Here is an 18509-nt window from a genome sequence, read left to right as displayed (position 1 = left end):
AGGAGGCCTTCACCTCCGGGAATCAGGGCACCTGCCGCACCCGTGCCGCTGTGGCGCCACGGGCTCGCCCGGCCGCCCTTCCAGACCTTCCGCTTGTCGGTAAAAAAATAGAAGCATCCGGCCTCCGGGGAGCTACCCGTCATGCAGCTGACCAGCAGCGTCGCGGGCCGGGAGGCAAGCTGCAAGCACCTTGACGTCGCGGCACTCTTCCACCGCCGCAGCCCCGACCTGCAGGCCCAGATCGAGGCACAACTGGACGCCACCTCGGCCCTGTCACCCAGGACCAGGATGCCGAGCGCTCCCGCAGGGCCCTGATCGGACTGTGGCATTTGGAGCTGCGAAGGCTCCTGACCGCGCACCCCGACGCGGCTGCGGACCTGAGGGCGGAGACGGCCGAGATCCGGTCCGAACTGCCATCGGCGCTGGACGAGTGGGTCCAGCACAACACCGCCCGTGACCACGGCGTGGTCAACGCCGTGCAGCACGGCACCCAGCCCGTCCACTACATGGACTCCCCGCGTGCGCGGCGCGTGGCGGGCCTGGCGCCCGAAGAGACGGGCTGACCGTGGACTTACCGGACGATCCGCAGGACAGCATCGTGTACACCCAGATCATCACGGACACGGGCGACGGCCGGGTAAACGCAGTGCAGCACGGGGACCAGTACAACTACATCTACCGTGGCACCCCGCCCTACCAGGTGGAGCCCTTCCCCTTCACCGCCCCGGCCGCCGTGCCCGCCTGGTTGGCCCGGGTGCCCAGCCGGTTGCTGGCCGCCCGGCACCGCGTGGTTCCCTTCTTCCCCCGCCCTGAGCCGGCACTTCTGGAGTCCTGGCGCGACGACGCGTCGCCAGGCCTGTCCGTACGCCTGGTCCATGCCGAGGGCGGGTCGGGCAAGCCCCGCCTGGCCGCAGAGCTGGCCGCGCGCTCCTCCCGGGCCGGGTGGGCCGTGGCGCTGGCGCGCCACCGCAGCGAGGTCGCCTCGGCCGGAGGTGGAGACGAGACCCTGACCGTGCGGCCTCCCGGCCTGGTGATGGTCGTGGACCATGCCGAGCGCTGGCCGATGGAGGACCTGATCACCTTGGTGCGCCAGCACCGTGACGCCGCCCGTGACCGGCTGCGCATCCTGCTGGTGTCCCGCCACGTCGGCACCTGGTGGCAAGGCTTGGTGCACCAGTTCGCGAAGCTCGACATCCTCGACGTCCAGGCCCTCGGGCTCAAGGCGCTGCCGGACGCCCCCGGCGTACGTGCCGGCATGTACATCGCCGCCCGCGACCGGTTCGCCGAGATCTTCGGCCTCGGCTCCCCTGCCCGGATCGGCGTGCCCGACCGCCTCGATGCCCCGCTGTTCGCCCTGACCTTGACTGTGCACATGCGCGCCCTCGTCTTCGTGGACGCCGCCTCCCGCGGGCAGGCGCCCCCGACCGGCAGCGGCCAGGCGAGCCTCTCCTCGTACCTGTTGGACCGTGAACACGACTACTGGCGTTCCGCACACGACCAGGGCCACGGACCCGTGAGCACGACCGAGCAGAGCATGGGCCGGGTGGTGTACGTGGCCACCCTCACCGGTTCCCTGTCCCTCGCCGACGCCGCAACGGCCCTGGCCCGCGCCGGTGTCGCCGGCAGCGCGGCGGCCAGCGGGCCGTTGATCGAGGACCACAGCCGTTGTTACCCGCCCACGGAACCCGGCCTGGTACTCGACCCGCTCTACCCCGACCGCCTCGGGGAGGACTATCTCGCTCTGACACTGCCCGGCCGCGAAGTGGAGTTCGGACGCCACGCCACCGACCCCTGGACGATCACCGCGCCTGCCCACCTGTTGGCACCCGGCGACCAGGACAGCGCGCCGGCCGCGTACACCCGCCAGGCCCTGTCCGTCGTGATCGAGGCGGCCCACCGTTGGCCCCACCGGGGCCACCCGGCATCTTGACCCGCTCCTGCGACGGCACCCCACTCTTGCCCTGGCCGCCGGCGACCTGGTCCGCTACCGACTCTTCGACAACGACCTGCTCGGCCTTGAGACCGTGGCATCTGTGAGCGGAGGGACGCAGGTAGCCCGGCGTACGCGCCGACAGACGGTCGCAGGGGCGGCAGCCGACGTCCAGGGCGCGTCGATGGTCGAGCTGGCGAACGCGGTGGATGAGGTGTTGCTCGGCCTCGGGGACGGCGTGAACCGCGTTGAGCGCAAGCAGTACCGGGCGTATCAGCGTCTGCGGAACTTCGCCTGCGTCTGCCCGCCCCAGCGGAGCAAGCTCCCGGTCTACCTGAAGGCCGACCCGAAGGACGTCGACCTCGTTCCCGGGGTCACCCGGGACGTGTCCGGGCTCGGCCATCACGGGACGGGCGACTTGGAGGTGCAGCTCCGCACGTCGAGGGACGTGGAGCGTGCGCTGCGTCCCTGCACCTGTCCGCCGCGAACCACTGCTGGTTCGAAGCCCCGGGGAAGGCGCTGTGTCTCAAGCTCGGCGGCGCCAAGTCCGCGAACGCACCGCTGACCGGGCTGTGCGACAGCGCCCGCTGTCCGCAAGCAACACACCACCTCGTCCACCGATCCGTCTGGCAGACGGCAGACGGCAGACGGCAACCGACAACGGCACCGCACTACTGACCAGCCCCCGCATTCCCGCCGGAGAGAAGGCGCGCCTGCGAAGTGAGCACGAGCGGTCCCAGCGCGTCCTGGAAGAAATCGACAAGGCCAGCGGAAAGGTCGAATGACGGGGCCCTCACCCCCGAACAGCGCGAGCAGACCGAGCGGCGGATCCGCGCGGCTATCGACCGCATGCTGGGCGGGCAGATCCCGGCAAACAAAGCCTGCGACGTCAAGGCCCTCGCCCGCGAAGCCGGTGTCTCCCGTGCAACCCTCTACCGGACCTGGGGGCGCCTCAAGGACGAGTTCGAACAACGACGGCCCGCCGGCCAGCAGCCTGACCCGCGCGAGGCCCGAATCGTCCGCCTGCGAGCACACAACCAGCGACTCACCGGCAAACTCGCTCGCACCCACACCGAACTCACCCAACTCAAGGAACGCCATCAAGTGTTCCTGCCGGCCCTGGTCGCCAAAGACGACGAACTTCACCGGCTTCGACGCCAGTTGAGCACGATCAACCCCATCGGCGCTGCAGGCGTCGTCCCTCTGCCCCGCCGATAAACTCCTCTTGCGCGTGCTGGACGGTAGAGAGGTGGTCGTCGTTGAGTGAGAGGCCGAGAAGACGTGGATGTGTATGAAGCCGTGGACAGTCGCCGGGCCGTGCGGGCGTTCAGCGATGAGCCCGTGCCCAAAGAAGTACTCGAACGAGTGCTGACCGCGGCGACGCGGGCTCCATCGAGCGGGAACCTCCAACCGTGGCATCTGTACGTTGTGGCCGGTGAGCCCTTGGCCGAACTGAAGAAGCACGCGACGGCCAGGGCACTGGCAGGAGACCCGGGTGATGAGCGGGAGTATCCGATGTACCCGGCAGAACTGACCTCGCCGTATCTGGACCGCTTTTCCGCCGCTGCTGCCCAGCGGTACAAAGCGCTGGGAATCGAGCGCGACGACCCCGACAGGCCCATGAAGATCGCCGCCTTGAACTCGGAGGCGTTCGGGGCGCCGGTCGTACTGTTCTGCTACCTCGACCGGACGATGGGGCCCGGGCAGTGGGGGGACGCGGGGATGTACCTACAGACGGTCATGCTGTTGCTGAGGGCGGAAGGGCTGCACAGCTGTCCCCAGGTGATGTGGACGATGTATCGCAAGACCGTCAGCCGCACAGTCGGAGCCGATGACAGGCTCGCACTGTTCTGCGGTGTCTCGGTGGGGTTCGAGAAGGAAGACGTGCCACGGCTGCGTACCGAGCGCGCGGGCATGACGGAAACAGTGAGCTTCATCGGAGCGTGACCGTCAGGCGGTCAAGATCTACGGGCCAGACCCTATGAGCCCCGGTCCCTCATAGGGGCCGTCCGGCCCGGCCACTCATACGAGCTGAGATTACGGCCTTGGGACATCGGTACAGCCGTTGGCGTTGAGATTGATCACGGTCTCTAGCCTTCGCGTTTCAGTTGAGGTCGGCTGAATTGGGTTGGTGTCGTCGGCGTTGATTGTCGAGTGCTGGGCGAGGGTGGGCATCGCGAAGGCCCGGCGCGGTGGTCGGGTTCTCCAAGGTCCTTCGGGTCATGGAGGGTTGGGGATTCGCCGGTCAGCCGACGGGGCGGGGTAGTGCGGCGAGGCGGTGGAAGGCCGTGGCCAGTTCGTGTCTCCAGGGCCAGGTCGCTGATATTCGTAGATGGAGTCGGCGTCCGCCGCGGGTGAGGCGGGCGGCTGCGTGCAGCAGCCGGTAGCGGAGCTTCTTGGGTTCGGCAGCGGCCAGGTCGCCGTCCAGCAGCAGCACGCGGGTCCAGGCGAGGAGGTCGATGGCTGCGAGGCTGAGTTCGAGCCAGGCGGCGTTGATGGTGAAGTGGCGGGAGGGGAAGCAGCCGAAGCCGGTGGTCTTCCCGCAGCGGATGTGGTCTTCGACGGTGGCGTGTCCGCGGTGGCGGACCTCCAGGAACTGCGCGGAGCCGCTGCCGAGGTAAGGGGTAACGGTAAAGAATATCTGGTGTCGCAGGCCCTCGTCCTGGTCGAAAAGGGACAGCTGTGCTCCGGGGTGCGGATGCTCTCGGCGCATGATGATGCGGGTGCCGGCGCGGGTAGCCGGCAAGGTCGACCATGCCGGTCAGCTCGGCGACCTCGGCGCCGTCGCGCAGTGTCCCGTTCTGGTCCAGGGCGGGATGCCAGACCTGCTCAGGCAGCGAGCGGATCGCACGGCGGACCGGCTCAGTGACCGCGTATCCGACCGAGAATCGCAGGCCCAGGCCGTGCTCGCGCAAGGTCTGGATATGGGCGAGGAAGGCTTTCGCGGATCCGGCGCTGTCGGCGCGGACCAGGATCGCGGTGCCGTGCCGGTGAGCGTCGGGGATCTGCACGAGGGCGCCGTCCAACACCGCGATGTGATCGGCGGCGGTGTTGGCTCCGGAGTTGCCGGGCCGCAGCCGGCCGGACGCGGCCTCGCCGGTGTTGGCGAGGAAACACAGCAGTGGATGGAAGCCGAAGCCGCCCTTATAGGTGGGTGCGGCCTGTTCCTTCTCCGAGTGGCAGGTGATCAGCGTGGCGTCGAGGTCCAGGACCTGGCCGGGAAGCTCTCGTCCGCCGGCCCGGACAGCGGGTGTGCCCTCGCCGGTCTCGACGACCTGCATCCAGGCGACTTCCCGGGCTGAGGCGCGGGCCGCTCGCAGCGAAGCGAGTGCGGCGTTGTCGGTGTCGGCGAGCAACCGCCAGGCCGTGGGTGTGGAGGCGACCGGGCCGAACACCTCGGCCTGGCCCCGCAGTACGGCCAGATCCGTAATGGCCTCGCCACCGTCGGCAAGCATCACCGCGAGGTCCGTCATGATCCGGCCCGGTTCGTGGCCGGTCCCGCGCGGCCTAACGCCTGCCTGAACAGGTCACCACCGCCCATGCAGCCACCGCCACCGCCCACGCACGTTTGATCACTGCGCTCAACGAGCAGATCGCTGCGATGGAAGAGCAGGTGAAGGCGCATTTTCTGGCACACCCGGACGCTGAGATCTACCTCTCGATGCCGGGCATCGCAGAGATCCCGGGTGCCCGCGGAATTCGGTGACGACCCCCACCGATATGCCAGTGCGAAGGCACGCAAGAACTACGCCGGTACCAGCCCAGTCACCCGCGCCTCGGGCAAGAGCCACACCGTCCAGGCCCGCTACGTCCGCAACAACCGCCTCGCCGACGCCCTCCAGGCCCAGGCATTCTCCGCCCTACGCAACTCACCAGGCGCCCGCCGCTACTACGACAAGCAGCGTGCACGCGATGTCGGCTACAACCCCGCCCTTCGACAGCTCGGCAATCGCCTCGTCGGCATCCTCCACGGCTGCCTCAAGGCCCGCACCCTCTACGACGAAGCGACCACATGGTCGCACCACGCACACCTCCATGCCGCTTGACCTCAAACGGCATGGGGTGTCTCAAACGCTACGTCGCCCGAGAGGTCTTTCACCTGATCCGGCCCACATTCTCACACCCCCCTGTCATAGGGGCAGTGTGAGAGGTCACGAACCCCCGTCGGCTTGTGCCGACGGGGGTTTGCTGCACCAGGGCCCCGCTCAGAACCGTACGTGCGCGTCATCCGTGCATACGGCTCAAGCAAGCCCTGAAGGCTCTTGGGACTGCAGGGCGACCTCGTTTCCCGACACGGTCGCGCGTCGCAGACACGAGGCGTGAGCGAGGCGGAGTTGGATCCCCTCCGGTGTCTTCTCTCCCTGATAGGCGATGTGTCGCGCCTTGATCGCCTTCCGGGTGCTACGGAGCCATTGCTCCCACCTGGTCGGGGACTGCGGAGATCGGTCGGCGTGCAGCAGCAATTGCCCGCAGAGCTGGCAGTGGCCCTTCTGTGTCTGCAACAGACGCAGGGTGGCCCGGTCCAGCGGCGGGGGTGTGCTCTTGCGTCGCCGCTCGGCCCAGTAGTCGGCCAGGGCCGGATCGTCCGGGGACGATGCGCCCTTGACCAGCTTCTGGCGGAGCGCTTGCCGACCTGGTGGAAGACGAGCAGGACCGGAGGGTGCACGCGCTCGTACCTCTCCGAGGCGGGCGCGGACCAGCGGGTGCGCCACAGCGGCTTGTCGATGCCGTCGGTGTCCTTCTCCTTCTTCTTGAAGAACCGGGCGTACTTGTCGAAGCGCTTGCCCGCTCGGGTCCTCGGGGCGGTCGGCCCAGGCCGCGGCTGGTAGGCCGTGCCCGCCGGCATTGGTCACCGTCCGGCTTGGAAGAACCCTGCTATGCGCGGTCACGTTCGTCGGACAGCCACCGTTCATGTGGCCTCCTTAGAACCTACGACAGGTCACATGTCAAGCAGCGACTTGCCGACACTTTCCGGCGACCCATCGCCACAGTGGGTGAGTGGACGTCAGAAGATCACCTGCAAGGGCTAATGGTCTTTCAATCTCCCAAGCACAACGTAATTTTGACGGTCAGTCAGCTCTTCTTCGGGGCGCCGCAAAGGGGCTCTGCATACCCGATCAGCCCCACGGAGCCGAGGTTCCGAGTTGCTCGATATGACAGGAATAGGGGGTGTTAGTACGTTCAATCACGCACCGGCTGTCACAGCGGGACTGTCTCTGAGTCTGAGAAGGAGAACAAGCGACATGATCATGACCCGTTCCCACGCGATCGCCGCGGCCGTCGCGGCCGTCGCGGCACTGACCGCGACCGGCATCACCTACGCCTCCGCTGTCGCCGCCCCCCAGGCCCAGGCCCAGGTGGCCCCGGTCGCCGTCCCCGCCCAGGCCCTCATGGGCGGGGAGGGCGGCAACACGGGCAAGGGCAACGAAGGCAACGAGCGCCGGGGCAACGAGCGCGAGGGCAACGAGCGCGAGGGCAAGCGCCATCACGAGGAGGGCAGGATCCACATCAACGAGCGCGAATACTCCGGCCGCCCCGACGGCTGCATCACCGTCGTCAGCGGCCTGGGCGCCAAGAGCTTCAACATCCGCAATGACAGCCGCAACGAGGTCGAGGTATTCCGCGGAGCCGTGTGCGACAACGGCGCCCCCATCGCCACCGTCGGCCCGCACAGCTCTGCCGACGGCGTCTGCCCGGGCAAGGGCGAGGGCAAGGGCGAGGGCGAGGACGAGAACTGCGAGAACGGCGAGCACCACGAGAAGAAGCACCACGAGGAGATGAATGGCGGCGTGAAGGTCAAGAACGGAGTCATTGCCAGCTTCCGCGTCATCAAGCGCCACCACGGCGAGAAGGGCGAGGGCGGCGAATTCGGCGATTACTAAAACCAGCGACCGCCTGATGCGCATGCTGGAGAACTCCGGCCCGCCGTAATCGGGCCGGGGCCCTCTGGCCAGGCGCACAACACAGAATCCCGGCCCGCCGTAATCGGGCCGGGATTCTCGTCCGGCCCCGGGCCCAAGGATATCCCTTCTCGGAACATCCAGCTCGGGACCGCGGAGGTGCGTGGAGGCGTCGACGAGGGCGGTGTACAGCCGTACTGAGGTGACCCCCGGAGTGTGGACACAGGGGTTCATGCTGCGAGTGAGAGTTTAGCTGTCTTGTGGTGGTGCTGTTCGAATTCCAATCGGGGAGAGGTAGGAGAGCGCGCTGTGTCGGCGTCGGGCGTTGTAGTAGGTGAGCCACCGGAATATCTCGAGCCTCGCCTGAGACATCGTCACGAACACTCTCCTGTACATCGTTTCTCGCTTCAGTCCCTGCCAGAAACTTTCGGCCAGGGCGTTGTCGTAGCTGGAGCCGACCCTGCCCATGCTTCTGCGGATGCCGTGCAGGTCGCAGACCTGGGCGAACGCGGCCGAGGTGTATTGGGCGATCCGCGGTCCGCGTGGAAGATCACCCCGGTCACGTTGCAGCCGCGGGTCGCGACCGCGGCCTGGAGTGCGTCGATGACGAGCTCGGCCCGCATGTGCGGGGCCATCGACCAGCCGAGCACGCGGCGCGACCGGATATCGATGACGCAAGCGAGGTAGAGCCACGCGGCTCCGACCTGCACATATGTGATGTCGCCGCACTACTTCTCGTCCAGCGTACTGGCGGTGAAGTCCCGCTGGACCAGGTCCGCCACTGGCGGTGCGAGGCGGTCCGGGATCGTGGTGTGCTTCTTCTTCCACAGGTGACGGCCGACGATGCCGTGCTTGCGCATCAGCCTGGCCACGCGCTTGTGGTTGACCGTGTGGCCGAAGCCGCGCAGTTCGGCATGGACTCGAAGCGCGCCGTAGTTCCCGCGGTGTTCGGCATGGATTTCGCGGATCTCCTCGACCAGGGCGTCCTCCTCGAACTGCCGCCCCGTCCGCGCCTCAGCGCCGGTGATCCACCGAGTAGTAGCCCGAGCGGGAGACCTCCAGCACCCGGCATATCCGCTTGATGCCGAACATCTCGGCGTGGGTGGAGACGAAGTCCCAAGCGGCGGTCTTCACTTCATCTCCCGGGCGAAATAGGCCGCTGCCCGACGCAGGATCTCCCGCTCCAGCTGCCATTCCTTCTCCGCCTTGGCCAGCCGCGCGTTCTCCGCCCGCAGCCGGGCCAACTCGGCCTCGGTGTCCTGCGACGCGCCTGCGGCGACTGGACGACCGTCGGCACCACGCACCCAGGTCCGCAGCGTCTCGGGGTTGACGTTCAGATCAGCCGCGACGTCCTTGAACGTCCGCATGCCGGCCGAAGCCCGCCACAACGCGATCGCGTCGGACCGGAACTCCGCACTGTACTTCGAGGGCCGTGCCACGTAGATCTACACCTTCCAGGATCAGCAAGATCCATTGTCAGGTGTGTCCACACCACAGGGGTCACCTCAGTGGGAGCGATGTCGTCGGGTCGAACGCGGTACCGCCATGGCGGCGGAGGTGGGCCAGGACGGCACGGACGCGGCGGTGGCCGCTGTCGCCGGCCGACAGGCCGAGTTTGAGGAAGACGTTGCCGATGTGTTTGTGGACGGCGTTGTCGGTGATGACGAGCCGTTGGGCGATGGTCGCGTTGTCGTGGCCCTCGGCCATCAGTGCGAGGACCTCGCGCTCGCGTGCGGTCAGGGAATCGACGGGATCGCCGCGTGCGGCGAGGAGCTGGGCGATGACCTCGGGGTCCATGGCGGTGCCGCCGCCAGCCACACGGCGCAGTGCGTCGGTGAATTCTGCGACGCGGCTCACCCGGTCTTTGAGCAAATATCCGATGCCGCCCCGGGCGTCGGCGAGGAGGCGGCCCGCATATTCCTGCTCCACGTACTGCGACAGGACCAAGACGGGAAGTCCGGGATGGTCGCGGCGGGCCTGGACTGCGGCCCGGATGCCCTCGTCGCGGAAGGTCGGGGGCAGCCGCACGTCCACGATGGTGACGTCCGGTCGGTGGGTCTCGACGGCGCTGAGGAAGCCGGGGGCGTCGGCCGCGATCGCGACGACCTCGAAGCCCCGGGAGTTGAGCAGGAGCTCGAGCCCGGATGACAGCAGGACGTTGTCCTCGGTGATCACTACGCGCACGGCAGCTCCACGGTGATGACGGTCGGCCCGCCCGACGGGCTGCTGATCTTCATGGTGCCGTCCAGAGCGGCGGCGCGGCGGCGCATTCCGTCCAGGCCGGACCCTCGGGCGGCGTCCGCTCCGCCGGTCCCGTCGTCGGCGATCTTCGCGCAGAGCAGCGCGCCGTTGCGGGTGACGCGAACCGAGGCATTGGTGGCCCGGCTGTGTCGGGCGATGTTCGCCAGTGCCTCGGTGACGGCGAAGTAGGCGACCGCTTCGACCGCTGCGGGGATTTCACCGAGCGGGCCGATGTCGATGCGGGTCGGCACCCCGGCCCTGGTGGCCAGGGTGCCGAGCGCGCCGGAGAGGCCCTGGTCAGCCAGCACCGGGGGATAGATGGTGCGAATGACGGAGCGCAGCTCGGTCATCGTGTCCTCGGTCTCGGCGTGGGCCTGCCGTACCAGAACGGCGGCCGCGTCGGGGTCGTCGGAGAAGCTTTCGCCGGCCACGGCGAGCCGCATCGCGATGGCCACGAGCCGGGCCTGGGTGCCGTCGTGCAGGTCTCGTTCAATCCGGCGGAGTTCCGCACTGTGCGCCTGCAGGACGTCTGTACGTGTCCGGGTGAGTTCGGTGACGCGTTCGACCAGTTGCTCCGCGGGCGAAGGTGCCAGGACCGCGAGGCAGCACCGGGCGTGCGCTCGGGCGAGCAGCGGAAGGGAGGTGGCGGCCAGTGCCGCCAGGAACACGAGATTCACCAGGCCGAGCGACAACGCGGCGCCCCAGCCGGTGATCGGAACGCTGACCACGGGCAGCCACGGCGCCGCGGGAAAGGCCCACCACAACACTGTGATGACGGGAGTGAGAAACAGGCTGCCCAGGCAGAGCAGGGCAAAGGCGCCCGCCGGTAGACCGGTGACCACGTGCGTCACGAGCCATGCAAGGTTGTGGCGGGTGGCGCGCGGACGCGGCTCGACCGGCTGTCCCAGCAGCGCCCCGGCGCGCTGGCGATGCTGCTCCGCCCAGGGCTGTGCCAGCGACGGAATGCAGAGCAGGGGTGCCGCGGCGAGCGCCACCGCCGCGGCCACCAAAGTGCCCAGCAGGTAACGCCCGTTGTGCCACGTCTTGGTCCACCATGCGCGGGCCGCGCCGAGTACGCCGAGCACTTGTTTCGCTTTCCCTCTGTCGTACCGGAGGATTGTGGGAGGCCCCACGTGATTCACCCTAGTTACCAGGCGACCCTGCAGCACTACAGGTAGCTGTACCTTTCACCCGGCGGTCTGTGGTAGCGACCCGCAACCCGATGCCTACCTAGCTTGGGGGCATGAGATCCACAAGCCCGACCGCCGCGCCGCACCACCCGCACCTAACCGACCAGCCCGATCGGCAGCAACGCCGCACCGGCAAACGGTGGCTGGCCGCCGCTGCGGCCACCCTCGTCATTGCCGGCGCGGCCGTCGCCATCCCACTGCTGGGCGACGCGCACGAAGCGACCGCGCCCGGATACCGGCAGGACGATCTGCGCCGGGACACCGACGCCATCCAGGCGCTGGGGGTTACCGGCGTCCAGACACGGGTGACCACCCGCCCTGGCCGGGATCTGGTCGCCACCAGCGGCGTCGCCGAGGCGGGCACGGACCGTCCGGTGCCCCGCAACGGCTACTTCCGGATGGCCAGCACCGGCAAGGCGCTTGTGGCCACCGTGGTCCTGCAACTGGTCGACGAGCGCAAGCTGGCGCTCGACGACACGGTGGACCGCTGGCTGCCCGGCTTGGTGGACGGCAACGGCAACGACGGACGCCGGATCACCATCCGCCAACTCCTCCAGCACACCAGCGGCATCCACGACGACGATCTCCCCGGCTACACCACCCGGCAGGAGTACTACGAGCGCCGATACGACACCTACACACCCCAACAGATCGTCGCGCTGGCGATGAGGCACCGCCCGGACCCACCCGGCACCGGGTGGAGCTACTCCAACACCGGCTACGCCCTGCTCGACATGATCATCGAGAAGGTCACCGATCGCCCTTGGCACCAGGAGGTCGAGGACCGGGTCCTGAAACCGCTCGGCATGGACCACACCTACCTGCCGGGCAGCACGCCCACACTCCGCCGACCACACGCCAACGGCTACCAGGTCTTCCCCTCCGACGAACGGGTCGACGTCACCAAGGTGATCCTCCCCGACCCCGGCGGCTACGTCTCCACCACTGCGGATGTCAACCGCTTCTTCCAGGCCCTGCTCGGCGGCGAGCTGCTGCCCCAGGCACGGCTGGCCGAGATGCAGGACACCGTCCCGGTCAACGAGAAAATCCAGGTGTTCTGGCCACACGGACGCTACGGCCTCGGCCTGGTCAACCGGCCCCTGTCCTGCGGCGGCAGCTACTGGAGCCACGAAGGAGGCGATGGCGGCTACATCACCCTGAACGGCGCCACCGACGACGGCAGCCGCGCCGTCACCGTCTCCATGTCCACCGCTCTGGGCGACTCGCCCGACAACGCACTCCGACAGGAGCAAGCCGCCAGTAACCTCCTCGACCACGCGCTGTGCGACACCCCCGGCAGCGGGCAGGACACGTAACGGTCTTTCCCGGCATCCGGGCATGGCCGACGGTGGACGGTGTCGTCGGCGAGTTGAACGAGGCGAAGGTCGCCGGCGAGGTCCGCAGCGGCTCCAGCTCCGAGACCCCCTTACCGTCGGGCACCAGTAGCAACCCCGTCAGTGCCCCGCGCATCCCGTCCGGGACGGCTTGGTGCAGCGTGACGTACAACCGCTCGTTCTCCTCCTGCCGCACGCTGGAGACCAGCCAGCCGGCGTCGTGATCCCCGGCAGCAGCACCCAGTTGCGGATCAGCCAGGAGCCGCCGTCGGATCCTCGGTGAGGAAGGTGCCGAGCATCCGCACTTGCCGCACTGCAAGTACGTCTGCATGTACCGCGCTGCCGGCCGACGCCTGCCGCACACGACCAGCGCGAGTACTCCGGACGACCGTCACACCAGCCCTTTGACCTGTGACTTCAAGTTGGCGGGGGCTCTGTGCGGTGCGGCGCAATTCTTCGGGGGAGATGGACACAGAATGGGTTTAGCGAAGGCGGCAGGCGGCGCGATACTGCCGACCGTACGGTTGACGGAACTCCTGCGGCACGCGCGTGTGGGGCCCGACGGAGCGGAGGCGGCGGCGCGCCGCACCACGATCTGGCTGGCCCGGACACTCGGGGGCACCGCCGAGGTCGTCCGAGCCGGCGAGGCGGACCGCAGACCTGAGGTGCGGGCTGTGGTCAGGGGGGAATTGGGGTCGGCCGTGGTTTCCGGACCGGGAGGCCACACCCGGGTGGTTGCCTTGGGCGGTGAGCCACCATTCCGCGTCCTCGTCATCACCCGGTCCTGCCCGTTGGACGGGGAGGATGCTGCGCTGGCGGGCCATGCCGCAGTAGTCCTCGACTTGGTGCTGCGGGTGGCGGAGGCCGAAGCGGAGCGACGGGAATGGGAGGTGCGTTCGCTCCAGTTGCGCTCCGCTGTGGTGCAGTTGCTGATGGGCGGGGACGTGGTCCTGGCCCAGCGCACTGCGGCCGGGATGAATCCGGGACTGCTGGACGCGGACTGGGCCTGGATGGCCCTGCTGGAGATGCCGGTGGCCGAACGGGCCCAGGTTGCCCGCGACTGTGCGGAGTTGACCGCCGGCCGGGCCCTCGTAGTCCCGTGTCCCGCCTTCGACAACCATGTGATCGTGGTGGTGCCCGTCGCTGACATGAGGGCTCCCGACTGCGTTGGACGCGACTTGTCCGACTACGTCGCCCGCCATCCGCGGGTGATCCTGGGACGCAGCCACCACCACGCGCTGGCGCACGTGGCGACGGCCTACGGCGACGCCTACCGCAACCTGGTTGCCGCCCGGCACCTGCCCGCCCGCCGCGCGGGCCACACTGCCCGTACGGAGCCGATGGATCTGCTGCCCACTGCCGAGGCAGCACGCTGGGCATCGCACCTGCTGCGGCCGCTGGACGCACTGCCGGCGCGGGCCAGGGCCCAGATGCTGTCGACGATGGGCCTGGCGCTGAGATTCACCGCCGTGCGGACAGCGAAGATCATGGGGGTCAGCCGCAACACCGTCCGGTCGCGAATGAAGCGGGCAGGTGAACTCCTGGGCGTGAACCCGCACGACGTACACGTACGCACCGCTCTGTACGTTGCCCTGCAACTGGGGGGCCGGCCCACCGCACCGGGATGCTGCGGCCCGGTCCCGGACCTGCCGGCGCTGATAGGGACGGATACCGGGCGGGCGTGGGCCCGGGACTTCCTGGGCCCGCTCGACACCGACGCCCGCGACTTGCACCGGACGCTCAGAGCCTGGATCTGCGCCGACTGCGGGGTCGAGGCGACTGCGGGAAGGCTCGGCCTCCACCCCCAGACGGTCCGCGAGCACCTGCGGAGCGCCGAGGCATTGCTGGGGAGGGAGCTGACGGCGGGCGGCCCGGACGTGTACGAGGCCGTGCTGGCCTTCCTCGCGCTGGAGAGCCCGACCGTGCATGCGTGACTGCCGCCTGCCCGGCAACCGTGCACCGATGAGATACCGGCGGGTAGGCGTTCGTTCATAGGCTGAGCTCGTCGAGGCCGGCTCCAGCCGGCTCGCCGAACGGAGGAATGAACGTGAAGAAGAATCGATTCGCCCGACTCGGTCTGATGGCCTCCACGATGGCCGTCGTGACCATCGGGGTCGTTGCCTCGCCTGCGAGCGCGGCGAGTGCGACCTGCGAGAGCTGGGGCGGCAACGTGTGCACCAGCGGCAGCATCCCGGCCAACGGCAACCACCAGGTCTGCTTCGGCGGCACGCACAAGGCCCTCGGCTACTGGGGCCGGGCCGAGCTGTGGGACGCCGACACGGGCGTGATGGTCGGCTCCATCGCCACCAACCCCTATCGCTACCAGCAGACCTGCGTTGGCGGCCTGTACGGGCAGCGCTACTACGAGCGTGGTACCGGCGGCGACTTCAAGGGCGACGTCTGGAACGACTGATCCCGCATAACCACGAGGGCCTGTATCGGGTGGCAGAAGTCTCCTCGGTACGGGCCTTCGTGCTGCCATCCGTAACGGCATGGCCACATGCCCTTCGGTAGGACCCGGGCCGGTCCTGAGTCCGACAGGACGGAAACGGCGCCCCGGCCCCGCGCCCGCCCCGTCAATGCTCCCGAACTCGTCGGCGAACCCCTGGGGAGGGGAGTCGAGCAGGATGCGCCAGTGGTACATCAACGGAAAGCCCTCGTAGTCGTTCCCGAGGACCCAGTTGGTGGTCATGACGTGCACGGCCAGCTCTCGCCAGGCCCCGAACCAGGCCGAGCCCACCCCATACTGGTAGAACATCGGCAATCCGAAGAGGTTTGCCGTCGACTGCGCGTTCTCCAGCCGCATCTCGGTGCCCGTCAGGGGAATCCGCTTGACGAACACCCGCTTGCCGTCGATGTCCAGCTCCGCCGACCTGCCGCCGATGCCGGACCCGAGCGGGTCGGCGGCGGCCACGGCCTCGCCGAGCCTCCGGGCCGGGGGGCCCGCCTTGCGGCGCCGCGTCGCTAAGCCTGAATCCACCGGCTGTCCCGGGTCCTGTAGATGGAGAAATGAAGAGAGGTGCCTGCTGACCTGCGAAGATGGGAGTTACCACACCACCATCACGCACTATCAGCAAGGCACCTCGTAGATGAAAGTTTCCCACACCCCGGCGGCGGTCTCTGCTGCGTTCGATGACCGGAATCTGATCGCGTATGCGGGGCTGGTCCCGGTGATGCGGCTGGCCGAGCGGTGCGGTCTTTCGCGCCTGACGGCGCAGAAGGTGAAGCTGACCGGGGCGGGCAACGGCGCGGGTGCGGCGGCGGACGCCAAGGTCACCAGCATCGTGGGCGGTATGGCCGCAGGCGCGGACAGCATCGACGACCTTCACCTGCTGCGGCACGGTGCGATGCCCGCCGTGTTCGACGGTATCCGTGCCCCGTCCACGCTGGGCACGTTCCTGCGCGCGTTCACCCACGGCCATGCGCTCCAACTCCACGCCGTGCACCGCAGGTTCCTCGGCGCGCTGGCCGCACACACGCCGCTGCTGCCGGGCGCCGGTGTGACGGCGTTCATCGATGTCGACTCCACCCACAAACGCGTCTACGGCCGCACCAAGCAGGGCGCGGAGTACGGCCGGTTCAAAGGGATACGCACCCTGCACCCGCTGCTCGCCACGATCTGCACCCCGCACTCCCGGCCGGTGATCGCCGCGGTCCGGATGCGCCGCGGCAAGGCAGCCGACGCCCGCGGCGCCCCGAAACTCGTGAGCGAGGCCCTGGCCACCGCCGTCGAGGCGGGCTGCACCGGCATACGGATCCTGCGGGCGGACTCCCAGTTCTACAACGCCGGTGTGATCGCAGCCTGCCGCCGGGCCGGAGCCCGCTTCTCCATCACCACTGGCATGAACCCGTCCATCAAACGGGCCGTCCTCAGCATCCCCGACGATGCCTGGCAGAAGATCAGTTACCCGAACGCGGTGGAAGATCCAGACACCGGTGATCTCATCTCGGACGCCGAGGTCGCCGAGACCCCCGCATACACCGCGTTCGCCAGCCGCAGAAGAGTGAGCGCGTCGCGGCCCGGCTGATCGTGCGCCGGGTCCGTGACCTGGCCAAACCCGCCGTCGTGGGAGAACAAGGCAAGCTGTTTCCCGTCTGGCGCTACCACCTCTTCTTCACCGACAACCCCGCCGGGACACTCCAGGCCGAACGGGAACACCGCCACCACGCGGTGGTGGAACAGGTCATCGCGGACAGCAAAGCCGGCGCTCTGGCCCACCTGCCCTCCGGGCACTTCCACGCCAACTCGGCCTGGCTCACGCTGTGGGCGATGGCCTACAACCTGCTGCGGGCCGTCGGAGCACACACCTCGGCCTTCCACGCGAAGGCAACCACCGCCACACTCCGGGCCCACCTGGTCCACGTCCCGGCCCGGATCGCCCGCTCCGCACGGCGCATCACCCTGCACCTGCCCCACAACTGGCCCTGGCAGCAAGCCTGGACGCATATGTTCGCCATCACGCACGGCCCACCGGGACTGATCTGACACCCCTGTCCACCCCGCCCTCAAGGCCCGACCGGAACCGAAACCGTGGAAAAGCTGGGCAGACCAGCAGATACCACCTGCCCCAAACCGAGCACCGACCCGGCACCAGCTCAGAAAACCGTTAGAAGATCCTTTTCAATCCAAGGCGGTGGATTCAGGCTAACCCTTCAGTTGTAGTTCAGGGCGAGTTCGAGGTTGCGGCGTCTGCGGTGGTGTTCGTTGGCGATGGCCTGGTGCTGCCGTCTCCAGTGTGACCAGTGCAGGCCGTGCGCAACTCTGCCGTTGCGCGGTGGGGCTGGTGGGTGGACGAGGGTGAGGAGCTTGCGGATCTCGGCCGCGGTGTAGGGGCTGAGTCGCGCGGGACGGGTGGTGTCCTGACGTTCCCCTTTTTCGTTCCGGGTGCTGTTTCGTCTTCGTTGGCGGCGGTCTGCCGCGGGGGTACGGGGGTGTGGGAGTCGTCTGAGGCGTGGGCGGCCTGGACTGCCAGGAAGGCGGCGGCCAGCATGGAGAGTGTGATGTGGCGGTACCAGCCGTGCCAGTGGCGTACTTCGTAGTCGGCCAGTCCGCACTCGTGCTTGGCGAGTTTGATCGCGTCCTCCACCCTCCAGCGCGCGCCGGCGACCTGGGCCAGGTGCTGTGGCGGGGTACCGGCGGGCCCCCAGGCCAGGTAGTAGTCGCGTTTGTCGGGATGCTCCGGACGGCGACGGGCGATCATCCAGCGGCTGGACCAGGGCTGCCCTGGTGCCGCGGCGCCTATGGGTTCCTCCGGGTCGATGACCGGGCGGATCCACCACTGCCACCAGCGGGAGCCGGTCCGGCTGGGGCCTGCCTCGATCAGCTGCCACTCGCTCTCGTCCGCCGCGGCGGCCAGCTTGTCGATCCGCCGCCAGCCGGGTCGGGGCAGCACTGTCTGGGCGCTGGAGACGTTGACCACGTAGGGCAGGTGACGGCGCTCGGCGAAGGAGCGGAATCCACCGTCACGGCCGTAGACCTCGTCAGCGGCCAGCCAGGTGCCCTCAGGGAGCAGGGGACGGATCCGGTCGATCATCTTCTCGGCGAGGCGGGGCTTGGTGGCGAACCCGACGGTCTCAGGCACCTGCGCGGTCACACGCCGCTCACGGTCGTCGGCCCACGTGCGGGGCAGGTAGATCTCCCGGTCGACCAGCGCCGCCCCACGGCTGGTGGCCCAGGCCGCGAACACACCGATCTGGCAGGGGAAGACACCGCCGAGGCTGCCGGAGAACTGCCGGGCGACACCGACGGACGTCTCGCCCTTCTTCGCGAACCCGGTCTCATCGATGACCAGCACCCCGCCCGCCCCGTCGGCCAGCCCCTCCAGCGTGTAACGGCAGACCCGCTCGCGCAGCTCGTCAACGTCCCACCTCGCCCGGTCGAGCAGGTGCTGCTGTCCGTCGGGACGCCGCCAGC

The 18509-nt window shown here is 68.6% G+C and carries 14 protein-coding genes and 5 pseudogenes; 13 read left to right on the top strand and 6 right to left on the bottom strand.

From position 1 onward, the window contains the following. Positions 1–141: 141 nt before the first annotated feature. The 6 genes and pseudogenes from ACZ7IB_RS21380 to ACZ7IB_RS21355 all read left to right on the top strand — a co-directional run bounded on the left by ACZ7IB_RS21380 (position 142) and on the right by ACZ7IB_RS21355 (position 3877). Positions 142–315 carry a hypothetical protein gene (locus ACZ7IB_RS21380; RefSeq protein WP_470914549.1) on the top strand — a complete coding sequence of 58 codons (174 nt, stop codon included), beginning with the start codon at positions 142–144 and terminating at the stop codon, positions 313–315. 14 nt (positions 316–329) lie between these two features. After that, entirely contained in the window at positions 330–563 is a 234-nt protein-coding gene (locus ACZ7IB_RS21375; RefSeq protein WP_470914546.1) for a hypothetical protein, read from the top strand. A 2-nt stretch (positions 564–565) separates the two neighbouring features. Next, on the top strand, positions 566–1930 hold the full coding sequence (locus tag ACZ7IB_RS21370; protein WP_470914544.1) for a hypothetical protein: 1365 nt from the start codon (positions 566–568) through the stop codon (positions 1928–1930). Positions 1931–1973: 43 nt separating this feature from the next. Beyond that, positions 1974–2390 (top strand): annotated as a pseudogene (locus tag ACZ7IB_RS21365) (DUF5655 domain-containing protein); the annotation flags it as partial. A gap of 260 nt (positions 2391–2650) precedes the next feature. Continuing rightward, on the top strand, positions 2651–3148 hold the full coding sequence (locus ACZ7IB_RS21360; protein WP_470914542.1) for a hypothetical protein: 498 nt from the start codon (positions 2651–2653) through the stop codon (positions 3146–3148). 63 nt (positions 3149–3211) lie between these two features. Beyond that, on the top strand, positions 3212–3877 hold the full coding sequence (locus ACZ7IB_RS21355) for a nitroreductase (protein ID WP_470914540.1): 666 nt from the start codon (positions 3212–3214) through the stop codon (positions 3875–3877). A 298-nt stretch (positions 3878–4175) separates the two neighbouring features. Here ACZ7IB_RS21355 and ACZ7IB_RS21350 read toward each other — a convergent pair. After that, positions 4176–5448 (bottom strand): annotated as a pseudogene (locus ACZ7IB_RS21350) (IS1380 family transposase); the annotation flags it as partial. Between the two features lie 168 nt (positions 5449–5616). On the opposite strand from ACZ7IB_RS21350, the gene ACZ7IB_RS21345 reads away from it, so the two are divergent. Then, entirely contained in the window at positions 5617–5976 is a 360-nt protein-coding gene (locus ACZ7IB_RS21345) for a transposase (RefSeq protein WP_470914538.1), read from the top strand. Positions 5977–7173: 1197 nt separating this feature from the next. Next, positions 7174–7812: a hypothetical protein gene (locus tag ACZ7IB_RS21340; protein WP_470914536.1), complete on the top strand. Its 639-nt coding sequence runs from the start codon at positions 7174–7176 to the stop codon at positions 7810–7812. Between the two features lie 248 nt (positions 7813–8060). Here the strand turns inward: ACZ7IB_RS21340 and ACZ7IB_RS21335 are convergent. The 3 genes and pseudogenes from ACZ7IB_RS21335 to ACZ7IB_RS21325 form a co-directional block, all read right to left on the bottom strand. Beyond that, a pseudogene (locus ACZ7IB_RS21335) lies at positions 8061–9269 on the bottom strand (IS3 family transposase). Positions 9270–9330: 61 nt separating this feature from the next. After that, positions 9331–10014, bottom strand: coding sequence for a response regulator (locus ACZ7IB_RS21330; RefSeq protein WP_470914533.1), 684 nt, complete (start codon positions 10012–10014; stop codon positions 9331–9333). Beyond that, the gene (locus ACZ7IB_RS21325) at positions 10005–11156 is read right to left on the bottom strand and encodes a sensor histidine kinase (protein WP_470914531.1); all 1152 of its coding nucleotides are present in this window, start codon (positions 11154–11156) and stop codon (positions 10005–10007) included. Before ACZ7IB_RS21325 ends, ACZ7IB_RS21330 begins: the two co-directional genes overlap by 10 nt. A 158-nt stretch (positions 11157–11314) precedes the next feature. Here ACZ7IB_RS21325 and ACZ7IB_RS21320 point away from each other — a divergent pair, with 158 nt between their 5' ends. From ACZ7IB_RS21320 to ACZ7IB_RS21305, 4 genes are all read left to right on the top strand, one after another. Further along, positions 11315–12577 carry a serine hydrolase domain-containing protein gene (locus ACZ7IB_RS21320; RefSeq protein WP_470914529.1) on the top strand — a complete coding sequence of 421 codons (1263 nt, stop codon included), beginning with the start codon at positions 11315–11317 and terminating at the stop codon, positions 12575–12577. 32 nt (positions 12578–12609) lie between these two features. Continuing rightward, on the top strand, positions 12610–12819 hold the full coding sequence (locus ACZ7IB_RS21315) for a hypothetical protein (protein WP_470914527.1): 210 nt from the start codon (positions 12610–12612) through the stop codon (positions 12817–12819). A 252-nt stretch (positions 12820–13071) separates the two neighbouring features. Then, positions 13072–14529, top strand: coding sequence for a helix-turn-helix domain-containing protein (locus ACZ7IB_RS21310; protein WP_470914525.1), 1458 nt, complete (start codon positions 13072–13074; stop codon positions 14527–14529). A gap of 113 nt (positions 14530–14642) precedes the next feature. After that, on the top strand, positions 14643–15008 hold the full coding sequence (locus ACZ7IB_RS21305; protein WP_470914523.1) for a hypothetical protein: 366 nt from the start codon (positions 14643–14645) through the stop codon (positions 15006–15008). 150 nt (positions 15009–15158) lie between these two features. Here the strand turns inward: ACZ7IB_RS21305 and ACZ7IB_RS21300 are convergent. Continuing rightward, positions 15159–15575 (bottom strand): annotated as a pseudogene (locus tag ACZ7IB_RS21300) (hypothetical protein); the annotation flags it as partial. A gap of 109 nt (positions 15576–15684) precedes the next feature. Between ACZ7IB_RS21300 and ACZ7IB_RS21295 the strand changes: the two are divergent. Further along, positions 15685–17081 (top strand): annotated as a pseudogene (locus tag ACZ7IB_RS21295) (IS1380 family transposase). 178 nt (positions 17082–17259) lie between these two features. Here ACZ7IB_RS21295 and ACZ7IB_RS21290 read toward each other — a convergent pair. Next, on the bottom strand, positions 17260–18509 hold a 1250-nt coding region (locus tag ACZ7IB_RS21290; RefSeq protein WP_470914521.1), incomplete at its 5' end, for an IS701 family transposase.

The sequence above is a fragment of the Streptomyces sp. NPDC037301 genome, assembly GCF_055602785.1.
The sequence above is the reverse complement of the archived record's forward strand: the minus strand, read 5'-3'. Positions and strand labels throughout refer to the sequence as shown.